Here is a 19,761-nt window from a genome sequence, read left to right as displayed (position 1 = left end):
GACGATCAGATAACTACCAACGATCGGGCATAAAATTCCGACCAAAATCCCGATCGCGATCGCATGTCGCATAAATTCATAATGCCAAGGACTAGTCAGAATTTCTAGCATTAGTTAATAGTTAATATTGCTGGTGCTGTTGCGGGTATAAAAAATAGTCGAAGATTGAGTAGTTTAATCCCTAAAGCCTAAAGCCTAAAACCTAACCCCTACCTAAAGGATCGCGAATAGAACTATAATCTGTGGTTGGCAAGCCCATCTATATTTTAGGAGTTCACGGTGGAACGGACATTTATCGCAATCAAGCCTGACGGCGTTCAACGTGGTTTAGTTGGTGAAATCATTCGTCGGTTAGAAACTAAAGGCTTTACCCTCGTTGCCTTAAAATTATTGCACCCCAGCCGCACATTAGCCGAACAGCATTATGCCGTTCACAAAGAAAGACCTTTTTTCAGCGGTTTAGTTGATTTTATTACGTCTGGTCCAGTCGTCGCCATGGTCTGGCAAGGCGATGGCGTTGTCGCTGCTTCCCGCCTAACTATCGGTGCTACCAATCCTCTCGTATCGCCACCAGGGACGATTCGCGGCGATCTCGGTATCAACATCGGTCGCAACCTGATTCACGGTTCTGACGCAGTAGAAACCGCTCAGAGCGAGATCGCACTATGGTTCAAATCAGAAGAATTAGTCAGTTGGACACCTTCAGTATCCCCTTGGTTGGCGGAATAAACAACGACTGAAGTCGTTGCTGGTGGTACAAAGTCTGCCTACGCAGACTGGACGTTTCAGTCTGCGTAGGCAGACTTGGCAACACTAGCCGCGACTTCCAGTCGCTAGGCGGATCTCGCTTAACACTAACCCTGAATCCGACTCGCGATCGTTTCGGGCTGAATTGCTGACAAGATCACATGCCCCGAATCCATAATCAACACCGCCCGCGTCCGTCGTCCATACGTCCCATCGATTAATTGCCCCCGCTCTCTGGCTTCACTAATATTCCGCTTAATCGGTGCCGAATCAGGACTGACGATCGCGACAATCCGCTGTGTAGAGACAATATTTCCAAAACCAACATTAACCAATTGAACATTCATTGTGGATAGTGGATAGTGAAGAGTGGATAGTCAATAAAAAGCAATGCTGCAATTAATCATTGCGATCGAAACATCTCAATTTACTATCCACTATCCACTTTTCACTTTCCACCAAATTAGATGCAACAGGTTGACTTCACGACATTGACTGCGGCAGTACGGGAGTTGCAACCAGATTGGATTCCCGCACGAGTCGAAACCGTCTATCAACGCGATCGCTACACCCTCGCCCTCGGCTTACGCACCCTCGAAAAGAAAGGCTGGATTGCCATCTCCTGGCACCCTCAAGCCGCCCGGATCGTCCTCACCGATCCCCCACCGCGCATTCCCGATACCTTCACTCTCAGCCAGCAATTGCGCTCCGTTTTGGGCGGATTGGCAATGGTAGAGATGAACATGGTTGCCCCCTGGGAACGATTGGTGCGGCTGGCATTTGCGACCAGACCTGGGGCTGAGGCTCGATATTATCTATATGTAGAACCGATCGGCAAATATAGCAATCTCACCCTCACCGATGCCGATAATCTCATTATTACCACCGCGCATCAAGTTAGCAATAAACAGTCTAGCGTGCGGACGATCGAAACTGGCCGACCTTATGAAGTACCGCCATCACTAACAGATCCGATGCCGAGTTTGGAGGAACCGATCGATCGCTGGATCGAAAGAGTTAGTTTGATTCCCGACAAGCTCAACCAGCGACTGGTTAGAAGTTATCGCGGCTTGAGTACGATCCTGATGAATGAGCTGATTGCCACCGCTCAACTCAGTCCGATCCAAACTACCGACACATTAGATCGATCGGACTGGGAAAACTTATTTGCATACTGGCAAAAATGGCTCAGAACCCTCACTCAAGTAGAAGGATATCAATTTCATCCCCATCTGACAACTAACGGCTTTAGCGTCCTGGGCTGGAGCGATTCAGTTACTCCAGTAGCTACAGTCAATGACGCAGTTGAGACTTACTATACCCAGATACTCGATCGCGAAGCATTTACCCAACTCAAACACCAACTCACCCAAAAATTAAGCACGATCCTAGCTAAATTACGTGTTAAAGCAAATACATTCAAAACCAAACTACTAGAATCTACAGGTGCTGATGAATATCGCACCAATGCCGATCTGTTAATGGCATATCTCCAAGAGTGGCAACCAGGGATGAACCAAATCATCCTCAATGATTTTGAAACAGGTGAACCAGTTAAAATCAAACTCGAACCCGAAAAGAATGCGATCCAAAATGCCCAATTTCTCTACAAACGTCACCAGAAACTCAAACGTGCCAAACTCGCCGTCGATCCCTTACTAGCCGAAGTCCAAGCCCAAATCGACTATCTAGAACAAGTCGAAGCCAGCATTCTCCAAACCGAAGAAGATCGCGAAAATGATGTCCGCGACATGCTCCAAACTCTCTTAGAAATCAAGAAAGAATTAATCGATACTGGTTATTTCCCCGCCGCAGATCGGATCGCTAAAGCCGAACTAGCCGAAACAAAGCCTCGCTCTCTCAAAACGCCTAGCGGCTTTGAACTTCTGATCGGACGCAACAATCGTCAAAACGATCTACTCACTTTTAAAACAGCAACAGAATACGATCTCTGGTTCCATGCTCAAGAAATTGCGGGTAGTCATGGCTTATTAAGAATTACGCCTGGAGCGGTAGCTGAGGAAGCAGATTTACAATTTACCGCCAATGCGGTGGCTTACTATAGTCGCGCCAGACAAAGCCAAGCTGTTCCGGTGGTATATACAGCAACCAAGCATGTCTATAAACCCAAGGGTGCTAAACCAGGAATGGTGATCTATAAGCACGAACAAATTGTGTGGGGACATCCACAGGGAATTGAGATCGATCGCTAGCCTCAAAACGGGGATTGGCTAGTTCAGGTGTTGCCCATCCTGACTTTTGATGTTTTCAACTCAAATTGAAGTGGTCAATAGTATCATGAAACCACGATCGCTGGCAGCGAGATAACTTAGCAGCAATTCATGAATCTTGTCACGATTACCTTCACATGAGCAACGCGCAAGCGTAGAATATCGGGAGCGCAGTGCGGTGAAAACCGCACGCTGCGATCTAACTGGGAGATGCGGAGCTTAACAACTCCCCTCGATCCAACCAGAGCATTGCTGGCGATCGTGGCTGCGCGACAGCAGGCGGCTAATATATATTAGATATCGAGAGTAACTATGGCTAAAAAGTCCCAAGTCAAAGAATCTAGTCTGCTATACCAACGCTTGAAAGCAGCAATGCACGATGGGATCAAGGTGTGGTTTGAAACTCGCGATAAAAGTTACTTCGGGATTCCGATTGGGATCGATCGCGATTTTGTGGAAGTATTGATCTTGGTGCCGGGGAGTGAGGATGAGTCGGCTGAATATATTTTTCAACGAGTTACTTGGGTCGTCAGACTCGCCTCGATTTCGGCGGTTGCTTATCCTTCAGAATACTGGTCTGCCGACAGGTTGGATAGTCTCCTCAATAAATCGGTAGTGAATACTGATAGTTAGATGAGTTAATGGTCAAATATACCAAGATCGTAGCTAACCGCTGGACTAGGCTGAAGAGCTAGAGTCCGAGCGGTTTAGTCACGATCGATCCACCGTTGAGCAAGAGATCGGATTGAAGACCTATTTTCGATCCGATCTCCTCTTCATAGCCTAGTGACGATTAGTTAGTCGTCATCGCCGTCGTGGCCGTAACCATGACCATAGCCAGAGCCGTAGTTACCATAGTTACCGTAGCCGTCGTTACCATAGTTACCACGACCTTCATTGTTACCACGGCCTTCATTTTTACCACGACCTTCATTCTCGTAACCGTAGCCACCATAACCTTCTTTACCTTTTTTACCAGAAGAACCACCAACAATGTTGGTAGTCTCTGTGGCTGAGAGATCGGTTAGGAAGCTAGCTTCGGAATTGAGATTAGAAATTTCGATTCGAGACATATCATCTTCTCCTGAAAGTTTCATTTTGCAACCAAATTGGTTGTTGAGAAACATCATTGCAGACGAGATGGCGATTTGAACAGGTGACATAGATGTCAGAAAAACTACAGTAAAGCTCGGATCGAACACTCAAATATCTGTCAACTGGAATACATTATTTGCCCAATCTTATCGCAGTAACCAATTGAGGCCGGTATCAAAACGCGATCAGTGCAGGTCAAACTAGCGATCGACGATCGATGTTTAAGCCAAATGTGCGATCGTCATTTCACTGAAAATTTGACGTCATCGGTTGCCTGTTCTATACACAATTTCAATTTTTTAGCAAGCACTCGAACATGGGGTTCTGATAAGAGGGAAAGATGTTCGCCCGGAATAGGTAATGTATTGACCCCACCAGTGATCAGCTGTCCCCAGCCCAGATCGGGGTAGCGATCGATATACACAGCCTGGTACTCACACCAAAACAAAGTAGCTCGTCCTGGATAAGTTTGTGGTAAATAATTTTTAGTTGCTTGCAAGTTAGCCTCCAAAACATTTAACAATTCTGGTTCAAACATTTCAAAAGTGGACAATCTTCTCGCCATCACCTCTTTGTAGCCTTCTGTATTGCCTTTGGTCTGAATCGATAATCGATAAAGTATTTTATCAAAGAAGTACTTTACCCGATCTTTTAGTTGCAGTTGTTTCAATTGATTGGAATGAAAGTTCAGCCATTTTGTGAGTGACATCCGATTTTTGTCCAAAGTCGGCGATCTCGTATCTACTAAGCCCAAAAAATCTACTAGCTCACCTTGAGCGGTTAGTTGCCGCGCCATCTCAAAAGCCACGATTCCGCCAAAGGAATAACCCATTAGTAAATAAGGTCCCTGCGGTTGAATAATTTGGATCGATTGGATGTAGTAACTGGCGATATCTTCAACTCGATCTAGTGGCTGCTGTTTGCCATCAATCCCTCGCGATTGTAACCCATAAATAGGTCGATCTTCACCTAGATATCTGGCTAGGTCATAATAGCCAAATAAGGTACCGCCTAGGGCATGCACACAGAACAACGGCGATCGAGATCGACCTGACTTGAGCAAAACTAATGGCGACCAATTAGTTACAACTGCCGATTGGCGGATGATCTCTGCCAGCTCAACAATTGTCGGTGCTTCAAACAAAATTCCCCAGGACAATCGCTTGTGCCAAACTTGTTCAATTTTGGCAAATAATTGTAAGGCGATTAGTGAATGTCCGCCCAGCTCGAAGAAATTTTCTTTAATGCCAATTGGGTGGATTTTCAATATTTTTTCCCAAATTTGGGTTAACTGAAGTTCTACTTCATCGCGGGGTAATTCGCCTGAAACATTTTTGCGACTAGGTGCTGGTAGCTGTTTGCGATCTAATTTGTGATTGGGTGTGAGTGGGAGAGCTGTCAAGATTTCAAAAGCTGATGGGAGCGCGTAATCGGTTAATTTGGTTTTTAGAAACGATCGCAATTGCTGAATATCGATCGGCGATCGATTAGGTACGATATAAGCAACGATCGTTGGTTCATCTAGTTGTGCCGCCGTTCCACTATCGCATCGATGCCCGACGACGGCAGCTTGACGGACATCAGGATGCTGCATTAGGACAGTTTCTATTTCTTCGATTTCTACCCGCATCCCGCGAATTTTGACTTGAAAATCTTGCCGCCCAACAATTTCCAAATTGCCATCAGGTAAATAACGCGCGAGATCGCCTGTTTTATAAAGTCGTTCTTGCCGATTGGTTCCGAATGGATTGGTAATGAATTTGCGATCGTTTAATTGGGAATTATTCAGATAACCACGCGCTAAACTCTTGCCAGCGACATATAATTCACCAATTGCACCAGCAATTATTGGTGAATTATCCTCATCGAGTAAATATAGTTGATTGTGAGCATAAGCAGTGCCAACTGGTGCATATCCTTCATTTTTATTAAAGTCATCGGGAACCACATAGGCACAAACGCCAATTGTTTCGGTTTGGCCATAAATATTGACAACCTGTAGTGACTGGTTGGGAAACTGACTGCGGACCCGATCTAATAATTGGGATGTTAGTAATCCACCAGAGAAAATCAGCGTTCTCAGTTGATGATTTATGAGATAATTTCTGTTCGCCGGCTCTAGCTCATCTAGAGTATTGAGGATGTAATTCCACACAGATGCGACCGTATCAAATACGGTAATTTTTTTAGCCTGGATCAGCTCTAAGAGACTACTCAAGTTAGTCATAGTTTCTTTAGCAGCAATTACTACTTTTGCACCTTGAGCTAAGGGTAATAATAATTGTCTGATCGAAGAGGAAAATGAAAAAGATGCCGATAGCAAATAAATATCATCAGGTTGAATTTCAACAATCTCATTAACAGCTTGCAGATAATAATCTACTTGCTCGATCGTGATTTCAACACCCTGGGGCTTGCCTGTAGAGCCAGAGGTGTACATGACATATGCCAAATTAGCTGGATTTGTTGGGATGGCTGTGAGATCTTCACTTTCGGCGGCTACTTCTGCCCATTGTGTATCGATCAAAAATAAGTTGATGCCTACTGTCGAAATATCTGCGGCTAAATGTTGTTGCGTTATTACTAATTTTAATTTTGTTTCTGCCAAAATTGAGGTCAATCGGTCTGATGGATAGGCTGGATCTAAGGGTACATAAGCACCACCAGCCTGGAGCACTCCCAGAACAGCGATCGCACTATCGATCGATCTTTCTGTGTAAATCCCAACTAATACATCCGGCTTAATTCCTTGCTTGCGGAGATAGTTTGCTAACTGATTTACTCGACTGTTTAGTTGTTGATATGTTAGCTGCCTAAGTCGATCTTCGATCGCAATTGATGCCGGATTTTTTGATGAATGTGCTTGCAAAAATTGACAGATTGACATCGACTTACCATAGAGAGCAAATTAGAATTCGATCGCTAGCACCCAAATTCACCTAGGAATTGCTAGTAACAATTATGTATTATTACCATACAATATTAGCAAAAGATTCTCAATAAGCTTGGGGGCAATTAAGCCAATTGACAAATATATATCTGCTAACTACTACGTCATTTTACTGAGAGGATGTTTGGAAATACGGACAAAATCGATCAGTTTATACAAGTGATTAACGGTGTAACGATTGCGATCGTCCGAACCCAACCTCACCCACTAGTAGAGGTGGGTGGTTTTAGTTGAGATTGCTGGAGTTTATCGATGGTTACTGGCATAAACCCACCCCTTGTATCTTAGAGAGACAGACAGACGATTCTCTAGGATCTAAGTAGCAAACTATACTTTCCAAACATCATCTGAGCAGCTAGTCATGACAGTGTGATCATACAATCTGTCGCTAATCCCCAGATGAGAATTATTATTAATAATCTAGATAACTAATGCCGCACCCCGGATTCGCCAACTGGCGCTATCAACAATTCAGGGGCTAGTATGGCTGGGGCTGGTTCCCACAAACCGAGGAGAATAGCATTGGTACTATTACCCACCACATTGAGCACTGTTTTAAAACCATCTGTTAAGCGATCGATCCCCGCGACAATCGCGATCCCTTCTAATGGTAAACCTGCTGCTGATAGTACCGTCGCCATCGTAATCAAGGCCGAACCAGGGACGCCAGGGGTACTAAAAGAAACCAAGAAGCTACTCAACCCGATCGCAAATAGTAAGGATGGGGTTAAGGGGACATGATAAATCTGCGCGATGAAAATCGCATTAAATCCTTGCAAAATCGTTGCCCCATCGCGTTTTAAGGCTGTACCCAATGGCAAGGCAAAACTGGCAATCTCCGCTCTCAATCCATAATCTTCTTGCATATTTTTCAAGACCATCGGCAACACGGCATTGGAACTGGCGGTGCCAAATCCAAGGAAGAAAGATGGGATTAAACTACGAAAAAATTTGGCAGGTTCGGCTTTGAGCAGGACTAACACCAACAGATAAAAAACCGCCATGATTAGCGACGCAATCAATAATCCCAATACGTACCAAGACAAGCGGACGATCAGTCCCAAACCTTGGGTCGCGATCGTCGAACTAATCAAGGCAAATACGCCAATCGGTGCGGTATACAAAATCACCGATAGCACTTTTTCACTAATTACATAAATACTTTCCAACAACTCAACAAATGGCTTGGCTGGTGCCTGTGCCATGTGAATTCCTGTCCCAAATAAAGCCGCCGAAATAATAATTTGGAGGAGATTGCCACTACTGAGTGCGCCCAATGGATTGGTCGGAATCAGATTTACCAGCCACTCGATCGCATCTGGGGCGGCGGTTGTTTCCAGGGCGGCTGGCAGCTCGAATCCCGTCACCCCAGCACCAGGTTGCAAACAGATCGCCACCGCCATCCCGATACACAGCGAGATCGTGCTTGTCACCACATAACAAGTCATCAGCTTCAACACATAACGCCCGACTTGCCCCGTCCCCTGAATCCGATTCACACCCAGAATCAACGATGAAAAGATCAATGGCACCACGACAAATTGAATAATCCGCAAAAATCCCGCACCGATTGGGGCTAACAGATAGCGATCGATTGGGACGATTGCCAGCGGAAATGTGGTATTCAAAATAGTCCCAAACAGCATGCCAGCGGCCAGGGCAGTGAGGATTAGTGTAGACAGATTCATAATTTAGGGTGTCAGGCTTTGGGCTTTAGGTCTGGAAAAACGAGAATTAGGTGCAAGCAGAGTTCGATCGAATATTGCTAAAGTTATGACCCGATTGCAAAAAAGGCACCAATCAAAACCTAACACAAAAATTAACACTACCCGTGCTCCGCTAGCCACTGTGACTACAGCAATTAAGTTCGCATCTAAAATCTCAGCCCTAAATTCCGACATTCGATCGTTGTTATTTACTAAAAGCTCATGCTAAAAAGATTACAGCCATCAAATGTAATGGGAAAATCGCTGTGTTAGCTAGAGTTTGGAGTGCGACAATAATTGGCATCAATGCTGTCAAAGTGGGTGTCGAAGTCGATGTCGCCAATGGCTTACCAGGAATTACCGTCGTTGGTTTACCCGATGTCGCCGTCCAAGAAAGCAAAGAGCGTGTCAAAACCGCGATTAAAAATGCCGGCTTCGCCTATCCAGTCCGCCGCATCACGATCAATTTAACGCCCGCAGATCTGCGCAAAGAAGGCCCCAGCTTCGATTTACCGATCTGTGTGGGGATTCTCGCCGCTTCCGAGCAAGTTAGTGGTGAGCTATTGGGAGATTATTTATTTTTAGGCGAACTGTCCTTAGATGGCAATCTGCGAGCGGTGACGGGGGTATTATCGATCGCTGCTGCCGCGCAAAAAATCGGGATTAGTGGCCTAGTCGTACCCGCTGCCAATGCGAATGAAGCCGCAGTGGTCTCCGGCTTACAAGTCTATGGCTTACAGAATCTAAGTGAAGTTGTGGCCTTTCTCAATCGTCCCGAAACCTTCGAGCCGGTTAAAGTCGATGTCACCAGCCAGCTCGCCCAACCGCAGCTAGATTGTGCCGATCTCCACGATGTCAAAGGCCAAGCCCACGCACGGCGCGCCCTCGAAATCGCTGCCGCTGGTGGCCATAATTTGATCTTTGTCGGGCCGCCAGGGAGCGGCAAAACCATGCTAGCAAGGCGATTGCCTGGAATCCTCCCACCACTAAGTTTTGATGAAGCGATCGAAGTTACGCAAATTCATTCCGTCGCTGGTTTACTCAAAGAACGCGGCGCACTAGTCTGCAACCGACCCTATCGCAGCCCCCACCACTCAGCATCCGGGCCATCGCTGGTGGGCGGCGGATCGTATCCGCGTCCTGGGGAAATCTCTCTCGCCCATCGTGGCGTCTTATTTCTCGACGAACTGACGGAATTCAAACGCGATGTCCTTGAATTTTTGCGCCAACCACTCGAAGATGGACATGTCACCATCTCCCGCACGCGGCAATCTGTCTCCTTCCCCGCCCAATTTACCCTCGTTGCCAGCACGAATCCCTGCCCCTGCGGTTATTATGGAGATACGATCCAAGCTTGTACCTGCAATCCCCGTCAGCGGGAGAATTACTGGGCAAAGCTGTCGGGTCCCCTGATGGATCGGATCGACCTCCAGGTGGCTGTCAATCGGCTCAAACCAGAGGAAATTACCGATCGACCCACCGGCGAAAATTCCGCCACCATCCGCCCCCGCGTCCAAGCGGCTCGAGATCGAGCCACCCAGCGGTTTGAGTCGGTACCAGGGATCGTCTGCAATGCCCAAATGCAAAGTCGGGAACTGCGTACCTGGTGTCCCCTCGACGATAGTAGTCGCAAACTCTTAGAAACAGCCATTCGCAAGTTAGGATTGTCAGCTAGAGCCAGCGATCGGATTATCAAAGTCGCCAGAACCATCGCCGATCTCGCCAATGCCGACCAGATCGCCCCCACCCACATCGCCGAAGCGATTCAATACCGGACGATCGATCGCATGCAGTAATTTCGTCCCATCTAGGGCAAATAGATTGAGGTAAACTAATCCCTAACCCCTAAATCCTAGCACCCCATCATGACTAACCAAAACCCCGCAATGTCTTCCAAATCGCCCCAGGATCGCCGCCTTCAGCACGATATCCTCGCTAAAGTTAACGCTCATGCCGATCGATCGATGGATCGCTTGTTTGCGGACATCGAAGAACTCCTCGGCGACGAGCCGAACTCAGGTAAATCTGCGGCAGCCGAACGTCCGCCAGCTAACGACGAACGCCAGTCCCAAGCTGCAACTTATTCGCCCCAATCCGCTGTCCCAGGGCAACGCGCGCTCTCGCCCGACAGCAGCTATACCGAGGCTCCCGCCCCAACTCCCGTAGCCAAACCAACCAAACGGATTCCTTTCTGGCTCAAAGCGATGCTAGGCGTTAGTATTACCTCGATCGCGGCTGGTAGCCTTGGGTTCTGGCTAGTCAACGAGCGCAAAGTCGTTCTGCCCCAAGTCGATACCAGTTGGCTCCCATTCCAATCCCGTGTAGCTCCAGCCGACGCCAAATTTGCGGAGTACATGCGCAAGTCTCTCGCCAAAATTGATGCCGCACCACCCGCGACAACTACGCCAGCCGCAACTCCCTTCAATCCTTCTACCAGTATCATCGCCCCCACAGACAATCCCGCCGCTACCAATCCCGCTGCTACCACAAAAACGATCGTCACGGGTACGGCTACTCCAGCCGCCACTCCCGTCACCAGCAAGATTGCCCTGCTCAAAACACTGCAAACTGGTGCGCGTCCAGAAGCCGTGTTCCAGATTGACGGTCGGACTCAATCAGTCCGAGTCGGTCAAAAAATTGGCACTAGCAATTGGTCGCTAGTCACTGTCGCCAAAGGCGAAGTCATCCTCAAACGCAAAGGCGGCGAAATTCGATCGGTTTATGTCGGTCAGAAATTCTAGGTTTTAGGTCTTAGGCTTTAGGTCTTAGGTTTAAAGATTTTGTGCATAGCTATCCCATCCATTAGGACGCTTGCGTCCTTCTAAATTTCTTACCTAAAGCCTAAAGCCTAAAGCCTAAAACCTAAAGCCTAATCCCTATCCCCTCCTACCCCTACCCCCTAACTCATGGGTTTAATCGAAGACATGAAACGGTTTTTGGAAAGTCAGATCGATGACTTTCTCGCTAAAAACCCGCATTTAGAATTACAGGTAATTGGCGAACAATTAGCCCAACAGGACAATGATACCGTTCAGCTCATCATCGACTTGCAAGCCCAAGAAAAACAGACCGAGCAAGAAATCCTCAATACTGCCCAAGAAATCAAAAACTGGTACGATCGCGTCCAGAAAGCCACCGCTGCCGGACGTGCCGATCTCGCCACCGCCGCCCAAGAACGCGTCAATGCGCTCCTGCCTCAAGGCAACCAACTCTGGGGCAAAATGCAAGGTTTAAAAGAGCGGACGGCCAAGGCTCAAGAACTATTGCAAACCATCAAAACACGAAGAACTGAAGTCAAAGCCAAAGCCGCACAAGCCGTACGCGATCGCGCCGCCACCAGTGCTAGTACTAGTCCTAATAATAGCAGTTGGGGTTCGGTAAATAATTATACAAGTGCCAGCAATATTGCCGATCCCTTAGAAGCGCAATTTCTTCGCTGGGAGGCTGATGAAGAACTAGAGCACCTCAAACGTAATTTAGGTAAATAGGCTGATTCTTTAATAAATCTTTAGATGTGGGGAGTACGGTCTGATACGATGATTAGCAATAACCTGGCTACATCGGACTCTCATGAAGTGCTGTAACTAGCTGAGGTCGGTCGTACTGGCTCAATTTGGAAATTGACCGCGCGCAGACATCGATAGATACCGTCCAAAAATATAGTTATGCTAAAAACCCCAATTTTAAAAAAATCTCATGTTGGCGATGCGATCGCTGGTATCGTCACCGTATTTGGGATCGATATTCTGATTATTTTTATCGCTCTGTTATTGAATACTGTCTCACCGATGTTTATGTCGGTAGTATTTATGATTGGAATAGTTCAATTGATCTACGTCTTACCACTGTTACACTGGTCGATTAAACGCCGAGTCAAGGGCTTTAGTAAAGGATTGCTCCTGGGTGCGCTGGCGATCTCGACTATTAATATTGGCTGTTTCCTCGTAACTTTCAAGTTTCTTAGTAATGGTGCAAGATAGAATTCTACGGGACAGTTGACTAATCAAAGGCGATTTTTAGGTATTCAGATTCGCTAATCAAATCTGTTGGCATAGTAACTCGATCGGGAAATAAAATTCCATCTAAATGATCGAGTTCGTGCTGAAAAATGCGAGCCACAAAATCAGTTAGCTCCTGCTGGATGAGTGCCCCTTGTGGGGTGAAGTATTTGACTTTGATCGCGCGATCTCGCATCACCAAGCCGCGCTGACCAGGTACGCTCAAACAACCTTCCCAACCTGCAACCAACTCACCAGATCGATCGACGATCTCTGGATTAATCATCGCTGTCGGTAGCATCGTCGGCGCGTGCGAATAGCGGGGACTCGGACGCGATGCCACGATAAATAAGCGCAGCGATGATGCGACCTGCGGAGCCGCGATCCCTACGCCATTTGCCGCTTCTGCAGTCGCAATTAGATCTAAAATCAGCTCGTCAAGTTGGGTATCTGGAAGCTGAGGAATGATAGTCGATCGATGCCGTAAGATCGGATCGCCAATTTCCGAAATCTGTCGAATTGTACTCATGGTAAAAGCGGGGAGCGAGGAGCAGGGAGCGAAAAGTGCTTTCTTGGGCTTTGCCCATATAATTTGATTCTAATCGTGTTTGAGTATCAGGGTGATGCAAGTACAAATTATCTCTGCTCAAATCCCCACTCCCCGATCATTGCTCCTTGCTCCTAACTAAATTTAGTCGGGTTGAATCTTGACTGAGAGCATTTTATCGCCGCCTTTAATCGCATTGACGACATCCATATCCTCGGTTTTACCAAACACCGTATGTACGCCATCTAAATGGGACTGTGGGGAGTGGCAGATAAAAAATTGACTACCACCAGTATTTTTGCCAGCATGAGCCATCGAGAGGCTACCAGCTTGGTGTTTATTGGGATTGATCTCACAATTAATCTTGTAGCCAGGACCGCCAGTACCCGAACCTTGGGGGCAGCCACCTTGAATCATGAAGTTATTGATGACGCGGTGAAAAGTTAGTCCGTCATAAAAACCTTTTTCTGCCAAATCGACAAAGTTTTTGACAGTATTTGGAGCATCAGCATCAAAAAACTGGATATTGATAGTGCCTTTTTCAGTTTCGATCGTTGCGCGAGTCATATTTTAAATGGGATTGAATGATAGCCAGACCATTTTAGCGCAGTTTTACGATCGAGCTTTTTGGGATGCTCGATCGATCGGACATTGACACCGTTATCGACAGGATGCGGCGGTAATTAGATCTGAGAGATCGATCCTAGCTAATTTCCTGGCAAAGTTCGGGGTATCCCCTCGGTCAAATATTTCCCCCAGGTCTGAAATCTTTACTCAGACAGTATTTTGACGATTCGATCGAGCATTGGCTTCGGGTCGCTCGCCAAGGCTATTCTGTGGACATGGAAACAAACACAACTGCATAGGAGCAACCGAGATGACCACCAATTAACCGCATTAATTCAACTTTATGTAGCGACTAGCTTAATTGCAAAGCACCATCTTTACCCGTCAGGGACGTATGAATTAGGGTTATCGTTTGGGTCAATATTCCCTGATTTGCCGGAGATGCGGGTGCAACCCCCGCGCCGCTACTAACAACAACACATGTAGCGAGTAATTTAATAGCAAACTACCATCTTTACCCACAAGGGATGCAGATTGAGGGTTATCGCTCTTAACGAACTCCCCCTCCATCGTCGGCAATGCGGGTGCAACTCCCGCCGAGCTACCTCAAAACATCATCTAGGTGGGTAGCCAAGTAGTAAGGCAGCTAATTTATTCCTTTTCGATTAACTTGCCCGTTAGGGACGACAGATGAGGATTATCGTGGTTTAGCCATACGTGGGTGCAAATCCCGCCCCACCTACATTTGGGATTGTAACTCAGTGGTCAGAGTGTCCACCTGTCTAGTGGAAAGTCGCGGGTTCAAATCCCGTCAATCCCGTCCAATTCTTAATTTAAGAATTGGTATTTAAGAATTGGTATTTAAAAACAAGAAATAGGAGTTTAATCCCCCAGCCTAAAAACCTAACTATCAACTATCAACTATCAACTATCAACTATCAACTATCAACTAACTTCAGGAACTGTAGCTCAGTGGATAGAGCACCTAAAACATCCTTCTTCGCCTTTTGCCTCTAGGGGACGTAGAACGAGGATTATCGCCTTCTAAGCGGGAGGTCGTAGGTTCGATTCCTACCAGTTTCATATGACTTTAAATCGGTCATAAAAATATAGTAAATCTGGAACTGTGGCTCAATGGTGGAGCAATCGCTTGATAAGCGATCGGTTGTGAGTTCGACTCTCGCCAGTTCCATGCGATCGAAACTAAAAGATCGCCTTTTCGACAATGCCTTGTGGTGTAATTGGCAACACACCTGACTTTGCGGATGCAATCGCGCTGAGGTCTCCTCAGCGTGCGTTGCACCAAGAAGATTCAGGCATTCTAGGTTCGATCCCTAGCGAGGCAGTGAGAGTATTTATTACTCTCTATATTCAATTTGCTCCCATCGTCTAAAGGTTAGAACACGGTGCTTTCTACACCAAAATAGGTGTGTCTCCTGTCGGAGAGGCTTCGCCAACGATTCCCCTTGGGAGTATTGCTAATTACCAACGTAATTAGTAAACAACAGCAGATCGTCTAGATAGTAGGACGCCGTTATTATCCCTTCTCAACACCATTACCTGCAAAGGACGAATGAATAGGGTTATCGCTTTCCCCGCCGGAAACGTGGGTGCAAATCCCACTCTGCTGAATTTTCACATTATTGCCCTTACGGGCTGAAGGAGGTTAAAAATAACATGGTTTATCAATTCTTTTTCGGTAATAAGCAAGTTCAAAGTACACCCCAGACCCAACCAATTCCCGGACGCGAATCAGAAATGATTAAAGGTAAGTCCAGTGGTTATATGTTCGAGGCTGGCATCTGGCGGACATTGCGTCGGTGCTTGTTAATTGGGACTGGTAATGGTAGTTACTATGCGACTAAATGGGAATTGACCAACGATTTTGTCGATGTTTTGGAACGAGCGATCGCGGCAGATCCCGATCGAGTGGCACAGGAAATCGCCTATGCTTCCGATGGTCGATCGATTAATAACAGTGCGCCGATCTGGGCATTAGTATTACTCTCGATGGGTGAAACTCCCGCTGCTAAAAAAGCATTTCAATCGATTTTCCCCCAAGTCGTGCGGACAGCCAGCCACTTTTATGAGTGGATGAACTATACCAAATCCGTACGCGGTTTCGGTAAAATTGTCCGCGAAGCTGGCCAAAATTGGTTGGCTCAGGGTGATACCAAAGCCCTCGCTTATCAATTGTTGAAATATCAACAACGGCACGGTTTTTCCAATCGCGATGCCTTACGCTTATTTCACGCTAAACCGCAAACCGAAGATCGCGATTTGTTGTTCAAATGGGTAACTAATGGTTGGGATACATTACCCCCAGAACCGCCCGCAGCAGCACTAAATCAGATCTGGTGGTATGAATGGTTAAAACGCAATCCCGATCGCACTCCAGAGGCAATTTCCAAGGGTCGCTTGACTCATGAAATGGCCGCACCTGTGGGCAAAATGGATATAGCTGCTTGGCAGTTATTATTTGAAGATATGCCGATCGGTGCCTTGTTGCGAAATCTCGGTTCTTTAACTGAAATTGGTGTCTTGAATTACTCAAAAACAGCTAACAAAAACTTCGATCGAGTCGAGAAAATCCTGAATAGTAAAGACCACTTACGCAAAGGACGGATTCACCCGATCGATGTTTTAAAAGCTCTCAAAACTTACAAATCCGGCGGTAGTTTGGGCAAAAGTAGCAAAACTTGGACGCCTGTATCTCGGATTGTGGATATTTTGGAAACAGCTTTGGAAATGTCCTTCGATGCGATCGAGCCTACTGGCAAGGTATTCATGCACGCTGTCGATATCTCTGGTTCGATGTCTTACTACTCAGTTAGTTCGATTAATCTCACCTGTTGCGAAATCGCGACGACGATGGCATTAGCATCGGCAAAAGCGGAAAAAAATTACGCGATTCGCGGATTTTCAACCGAGTTTATCGATTTAAAAATCAATCGCAGCGACTCATTTAGTTCGGCAATTAAAAAAGCCAGCGATCTCAACTTTGGCGGTACTGATGCTAGCAGTGCTTACAAATGGATGATTAAACACAACTTCTATGCGGACGTAATTTGTTTTTGGACTGACTGTGAAAGCTGGGCGGGTAGTCAACACCCCACTCAAGCTTTAGCCGAATACCGCCAAAAAGTGAATCCCGATGCGAAAGCGGTTTATATCTCGTTGGTGCCAAACAATATCTCGTTAGTAGATCCCAAAGATCCGCACTCTTGGGATATTGCTGGATTCGATCCGAGCACTCCGAGATTGATTCAATTGATCGCTAGTGGTGAGTTGTGAGTTGATTTTAGCCGTTACATCAGCCCGTTTCCTGAATTTAGGCGGGGGGCTTTTATCTATGCCTTTTATTTCCTTCCCGATTCAAAACTATAGATAGCATTGCTGAATTCAGGGATGATTTACTTTTGAGACAAGCCATAAAAATTTAGCAACGTCCTTAGCTTTGAGGATGGCTATAATCAGATATTAACTCTGATTTTCTTTGAGATAACGATTACCTTTAGGTGATGATTCTACTCTGATCGAGAAGGGTAGATCCTGAGTGTATTCAGCTAATTTATTGGCAAATTGTCTGACCGATCGAGCATTGCCGAGTTTGCTACTTGCTTCTGCTTCCGTAATCGTTCCATGTTTTTCGATGTGTTGCAATACGCTCAGATGGGGGTTATCGATAAATTTATCATACCATTCTCCCTCGCTGGCTGCTGGCTCGATCGATCGAGAAACCAGCGGCGGTTTTGGCTCTAGCGTTTGCAAGTTTGGTGCGGTATCGATGCGAGTGATTTCTTGACGTCTAGACTGGATTTTTAAGTCTAAGTTTTCTAATTCAGCCCTACGACTACTTAATTCTAGATCGGCTATTTTTAATTCTCTTTGGTTTAGTTGCTCTGTTAGGATATCGGCTGCTTCATTGACATATTCTACTTTCTGGAGATCGTTGTACTTAACTAATACCTGTGCTGATAGCTCTTCCAATTGCGCTTGTTTAGCTGTCAATGCTAATTCTGCCGCGCTCAATTTTGCGCCGATCTCTACTAATTTTTGAGATTGGCTGTTCTCTGCTACAGATTTTTCGGCGATCTGCTGTTCTAATCGATCGATTATTGATGTCAAATCGGTTTTGATTTGCTGCCGTTCGCTAATTACGAGATCTAGTGCCTGAATGAGATTTTGTTGTTCTAAAGAACGAGCAAAACTATTGCTGTCGATTGGTTGTGGCGGCTGCAATTGCTGAATCTCTAATACCATTTCTTGCTTAATTGCCGTACATCGTTCGATTTCGCTCTGAATATTTTTCAGGGATATTTTTGCGCGATCGGTAGTAGTAGCTAGTTGGGTTTTATCAAATTGCAATCGCGATATATCTACTTTGAGCTGATTTAACTCAGTATCTACTTCTAGACTACGAGCTTGTTTCTCCTGGATTTTTCGATCTAACTTTTCCGCACAAAGTTGTTGCTCTTGGCAATAGAGATCTGCCAAGGCTAATTCTTGCTCTAATTGCTGATATTGCTGCCGATCAGTATTAATTTGCGCTTTCAAATCTGCCGCGACTGTATGTAGTTGTGCGACCCGAATTTCGATCGCTTGGCGTTCTTTGCCTGTGACTAGCAACTGGCGATCTAGTAATCCCGATCGTTGCTGCAACTGATGCAACCGCGATTTTCCCCGTTCTAGTTGCCGATCGATCTGGCGTTTGCGTTGGCGCGATTTGATGATCGTACTTACTGCCACTCCAGGCACAGCCGCCATCCCGACTAGCAGCGACTGAGGTAGATTCTGAGTAAATGGTAAACTACAACCACAGCTTGTGAAAAAGGCAACTGAGCCAGTCGCCAGCCAATGTTTGAGGATCGGGGATTGCTTGCTAGACACTGATGGGATCGAGGTAGGAGGATTTGACGAACGGAGGCATGAGGTAGCCGCTAACCTACAAAGTTCAACTATTCCACAGATTATAGTCGATCGCGCCCTCAGCATTTGGGATGGAATTAAGCATTTTGAAGGACGTACTAACTTGGCCGTGCAATCGAGGGCTGGTAATATATTGGGATTGGTTGTTGAGGGCGATCGATCGACATCAAGTGGCTAACCAATCCTCAAGGCTATAGTACAATAGAATCTGTCGAGTTGCTTAAATAATCGTCGCCATTAATCCTCCTCTGTTGGCAGATGAAGATGATCCCCAATCGAATTACCCCAACAAGAGGTAGATATCTTGAATTCAAAGCGATTGCTAATTTCGATGATTCTGTCTACATCAGGGCGATAGACTGCAACTAGGTACAGACTCTCATCAAACGACTGGCTTAGATAAATGAGCCTAAAACCGCCTTTTTCTGGCTGGATTTCTGCAATCGCTGCATTGAGAAATGGTTCGTACCATTCATAGCCGTGTTTTGCTACTGGTAATGGGGGCAATTCCAGTTCTAGATCCTCGAATAGATCGATAACTTGTTCGACGATTTCATCTGCCTTGTCGCCATAAACACCTACGGATAAGAAAATGCCGAGGATCGCCCACTCTTTAACCAACCGTTGGTATTCTAATTGTGCCTCTTCAGGACTAAATGCACTAGCGATCCAGCCCGTCTGACACTCTTCCACAATCCAGGCAGCATCGGGATGTTCGCTCACGTAAGTATCTGGATGATCGATCGCTAATTCGATCTCTTTAGCGGCAGTTGCAATTTCGGCTTCGTCCCAAGATCCGCTTGAGAGCTTTTCACAGAGTTCGGTTAATAAGATTCGATCCGCTGTATCCATAAATCTGTCACTGTAAAATTACCATTCGATCGACAGGCATATTAGCGATGAAATTAGCTTGATGCCATTCGTTGAGTATACCCAAGATTGCTTAGGCGTTACTGATTTGAGATATGATTTGCTCCAAAATTTAGAGTAG

At 46.1% G+C, this 19,761-nt stretch carries 18 protein-coding genes and 4 tRNA genes; 13 read left to right on the top strand and 9 right to left on the bottom strand.

Going from position 1 to position 19,761, the window contains the following annotated elements; genetic code table 11:
* The coding region (locus RMO27_RS23890; protein ID WP_396133719.1) for a metal ABC transporter permease at positions 1 to 111 on the bottom strand (111 nt) is incomplete at its 3' end.
* 168 nt (positions 112 to 279) lie between these two features.
* On the opposite strand from RMO27_RS23890, the gene ndk reads away from it, so the two are divergent.
* Complete coding sequence (gene ndk / locus RMO27_RS14705) at positions 280 to 729, top strand: nucleoside-diphosphate kinase (RefSeq protein WP_309733784.1); 450 nt, start codon at positions 280 to 282, stop codon at positions 727 to 729.
* Positions 730 to 854: 125 nt separating this feature from the next.
* Here the strand turns inward: ndk and RMO27_RS14700 are convergent, their stop codons facing one another.
* A complete protein-coding gene (locus tag RMO27_RS14700) occupies positions 855 to 1,094 on the bottom strand; it encodes a DUF370 domain-containing protein (RefSeq protein ID WP_106299592.1) in 240 nt (79 codons plus the stop codon).
* Positions 1,095 to 1,214: 120 nt separating this feature from the next.
* Between RMO27_RS14700 and RMO27_RS14695 the strand changes: the two genes are divergently transcribed.
* On the top strand, positions 1,215 to 2,960 hold the full coding sequence (locus RMO27_RS14695) for an NFACT RNA binding domain-containing protein (protein ID WP_309733779.1): 1,746 nt from the start codon (positions 1,215 to 1,217) through the stop codon (positions 2,958 to 2,960).
* Between the two features lie 330 nt (positions 2,961 to 3,290).
* A complete protein-coding gene (locus RMO27_RS14690) occupies positions 3,291 to 3,611 on the top strand; it encodes a hypothetical protein (RefSeq protein WP_309733776.1) in 321 nt (106 codons plus the stop codon).
* A gap of 164 nt (positions 3,612 to 3,775) precedes the next feature.
* Here RMO27_RS14690 and RMO27_RS14685 read toward each other — a convergent pair whose 3' ends face one another.
* The 3 genes from RMO27_RS14685 to RMO27_RS14675 all read right to left on the bottom strand — a co-directional run bounded on the left by RMO27_RS14685 (position 3,776) and on the right by RMO27_RS14675 (position 8,711).
* Positions 3,776 to 4,051 carry a hypothetical protein gene (locus RMO27_RS14685; RefSeq protein ID WP_309733774.1) on the bottom strand — a complete coding sequence of 92 codons (276 nt, stop codon included), beginning with the start codon at positions 4,049 to 4,051 and terminating at the stop codon, positions 3,776 to 3,778.
* A 263-nt stretch (positions 4,052 to 4,314) separates the two neighbouring features.
* The gene (locus tag RMO27_RS14680) at positions 4,315 to 6,960 is read right to left on the bottom strand and encodes an amino acid adenylation domain-containing protein (RefSeq protein ID WP_309733773.1); all 2,646 of its coding nucleotides are present in this window, start codon (positions 6,958 to 6,960) and stop codon (positions 4,315 to 4,317) included.
* 491 nt (positions 6,961 to 7,451) lie between these two features.
* Positions 7,452 to 8,711: a dicarboxylate/amino acid:cation symporter gene (locus tag RMO27_RS14675; RefSeq protein WP_309733770.1), complete on the bottom strand. Its 1,260-nt coding sequence runs from the start codon at positions 8,709 to 8,711 to the stop codon at positions 7,452 to 7,454.
* Between the two features lie 284 nt (positions 8,712 to 8,995).
* Between RMO27_RS14675 and RMO27_RS14670 the strand changes: the two genes are divergently transcribed.
* From RMO27_RS14670 to RMO27_RS14655, 4 genes are all read left to right on the top strand, one after another.
* Complete coding sequence (locus RMO27_RS14670) at positions 8,996 to 10,525, top strand: YifB family Mg chelatase-like AAA ATPase (RefSeq protein ID WP_309733768.1); 1,530 nt, start codon at positions 8,996 to 8,998, stop codon at positions 10,523 to 10,525.
* 69 nt (positions 10,526 to 10,594) lie between these two features.
* A complete protein-coding gene (locus tag RMO27_RS14665; protein WP_309733766.1) occupies positions 10,595 to 11,470 on the top strand; it encodes a hypothetical protein in 876 nt (291 codons plus the stop codon).
* A gap of 165 nt (positions 11,471 to 11,635) precedes the next feature.
* Positions 11,636 to 12,217, top strand: a complete 582-nt coding sequence (locus tag RMO27_RS14660) for a TIGR04376 family protein (RefSeq protein WP_309733764.1) — start codon at positions 11,636 to 11,638, stop codon at positions 12,215 to 12,217.
* 177 nt (positions 12,218 to 12,394) lie between these two features.
* On the top strand, positions 12,395 to 12,709 hold the full coding sequence (locus tag RMO27_RS14655; RefSeq protein WP_309733763.1) for a hypothetical protein: 315 nt from the start codon (positions 12,395 to 12,397) through the stop codon (positions 12,707 to 12,709).
* Positions 12,710 to 12,728: 19 nt separating this feature from the next.
* Here RMO27_RS14655 and def read toward each other — a convergent pair whose 3' ends face one another.
* Together def and RMO27_RS14645 are read right to left on the bottom strand one after the other, a co-directional pair.
* Positions 12,729 to 13,256, bottom strand: a complete 528-nt coding sequence (gene def, locus RMO27_RS14650) for a peptide deformylase (protein WP_309733761.1) — start codon at positions 13,254 to 13,256, stop codon at positions 12,729 to 12,731.
* A gap of 162 nt (positions 13,257 to 13,418) precedes the next feature.
* Complete coding sequence (locus RMO27_RS14645) at positions 13,419 to 13,841, bottom strand: peptidylprolyl isomerase (RefSeq protein ID WP_309733759.1); 423 nt, start codon at positions 13,839 to 13,841, stop codon at positions 13,419 to 13,421.
* Positions 13,842 to 14,461: 620 nt separating this feature from the next.
* On the opposite strand from RMO27_RS14645, the gene RMO27_RS14640 reads away from it, so the two are divergent.
* From RMO27_RS14640 to RMO27_RS14620, 5 genes are all read left to right on the top strand, one after another.
* Positions 14,462 to 14,583, top strand: a tRNA-OTHER gene (locus tag RMO27_RS14640).
* Positions 14,584 to 14,588: 5 nt separating this feature from the next.
* Positions 14,589 to 14,661, top strand: a tRNA-Asp gene (locus tag RMO27_RS14635).
* A gap of 138 nt (positions 14,662 to 14,799) precedes the next feature.
* Positions 14,800 to 14,924, top strand: a tRNA-OTHER gene (locus RMO27_RS14630).
* A 37-nt stretch (positions 14,925 to 14,961) separates the two neighbouring features.
* A tRNA-Ile gene (locus RMO27_RS14625) sits at positions 14,962 to 15,033 on the top strand.
* 485 nt (positions 15,034 to 15,518) lie between these two features.
* Positions 15,519 to 17,135 carry a TROVE domain-containing protein gene (locus RMO27_RS14620; RefSeq protein ID WP_309733757.1) on the top strand — a complete coding sequence of 539 codons (1,617 nt, stop codon included), beginning with the start codon at positions 15,519 to 15,521 and terminating at the stop codon, positions 17,133 to 17,135.
* A gap of 186 nt (positions 17,136 to 17,321) precedes the next feature.
* Here RMO27_RS14620 and RMO27_RS14615 read toward each other — a convergent pair whose 3' ends face one another.
* Positions 17,322 to 18,731, bottom strand: coding sequence for a hypothetical protein (locus RMO27_RS14615; RefSeq protein WP_309733755.1), 1,410 nt, complete (start codon positions 18,729 to 18,731; stop codon positions 17,322 to 17,324).
* Here RMO27_RS14615 and RMO27_RS14610 point away from each other — a divergent pair.
* Positions 18,721 to 18,948, top strand: coding sequence for a hypothetical protein (locus RMO27_RS14610; protein ID WP_309733753.1), 228 nt, complete (start codon positions 18,721 to 18,723; stop codon positions 18,946 to 18,948). The two genes, RMO27_RS14615 and RMO27_RS14610, sit on opposite strands and share 11 nt — an antisense overlap.
* A gap of 59 nt (positions 18,949 to 19,007) precedes the next feature.
* Here RMO27_RS14610 and RMO27_RS14605 read toward each other — a convergent pair whose 3' ends face one another.
* The gene (locus RMO27_RS14605; protein WP_309733752.1) at positions 19,008 to 19,622 is read right to left on the bottom strand and encodes a hypothetical protein; all 615 of its coding nucleotides are present in this window, start codon (positions 19,620 to 19,622) and stop codon (positions 19,008 to 19,010) included.
* Positions 19,623 to 19,761: the final 139 nt, after the last annotated feature.

This window comes from Chamaesiphon sp. OTE_75_metabat_556 (assembly GCF_031378165.1).
Lineage (GTDB): Bacteria > Cyanobacteriota > Cyanobacteriia > Cyanobacteriales > Chamaesiphonaceae > Chamaesiphon.
The sequence above is the reverse complement of the archived record's forward strand: the minus strand, read 5'-3'. Positions and strand labels throughout refer to the sequence as shown.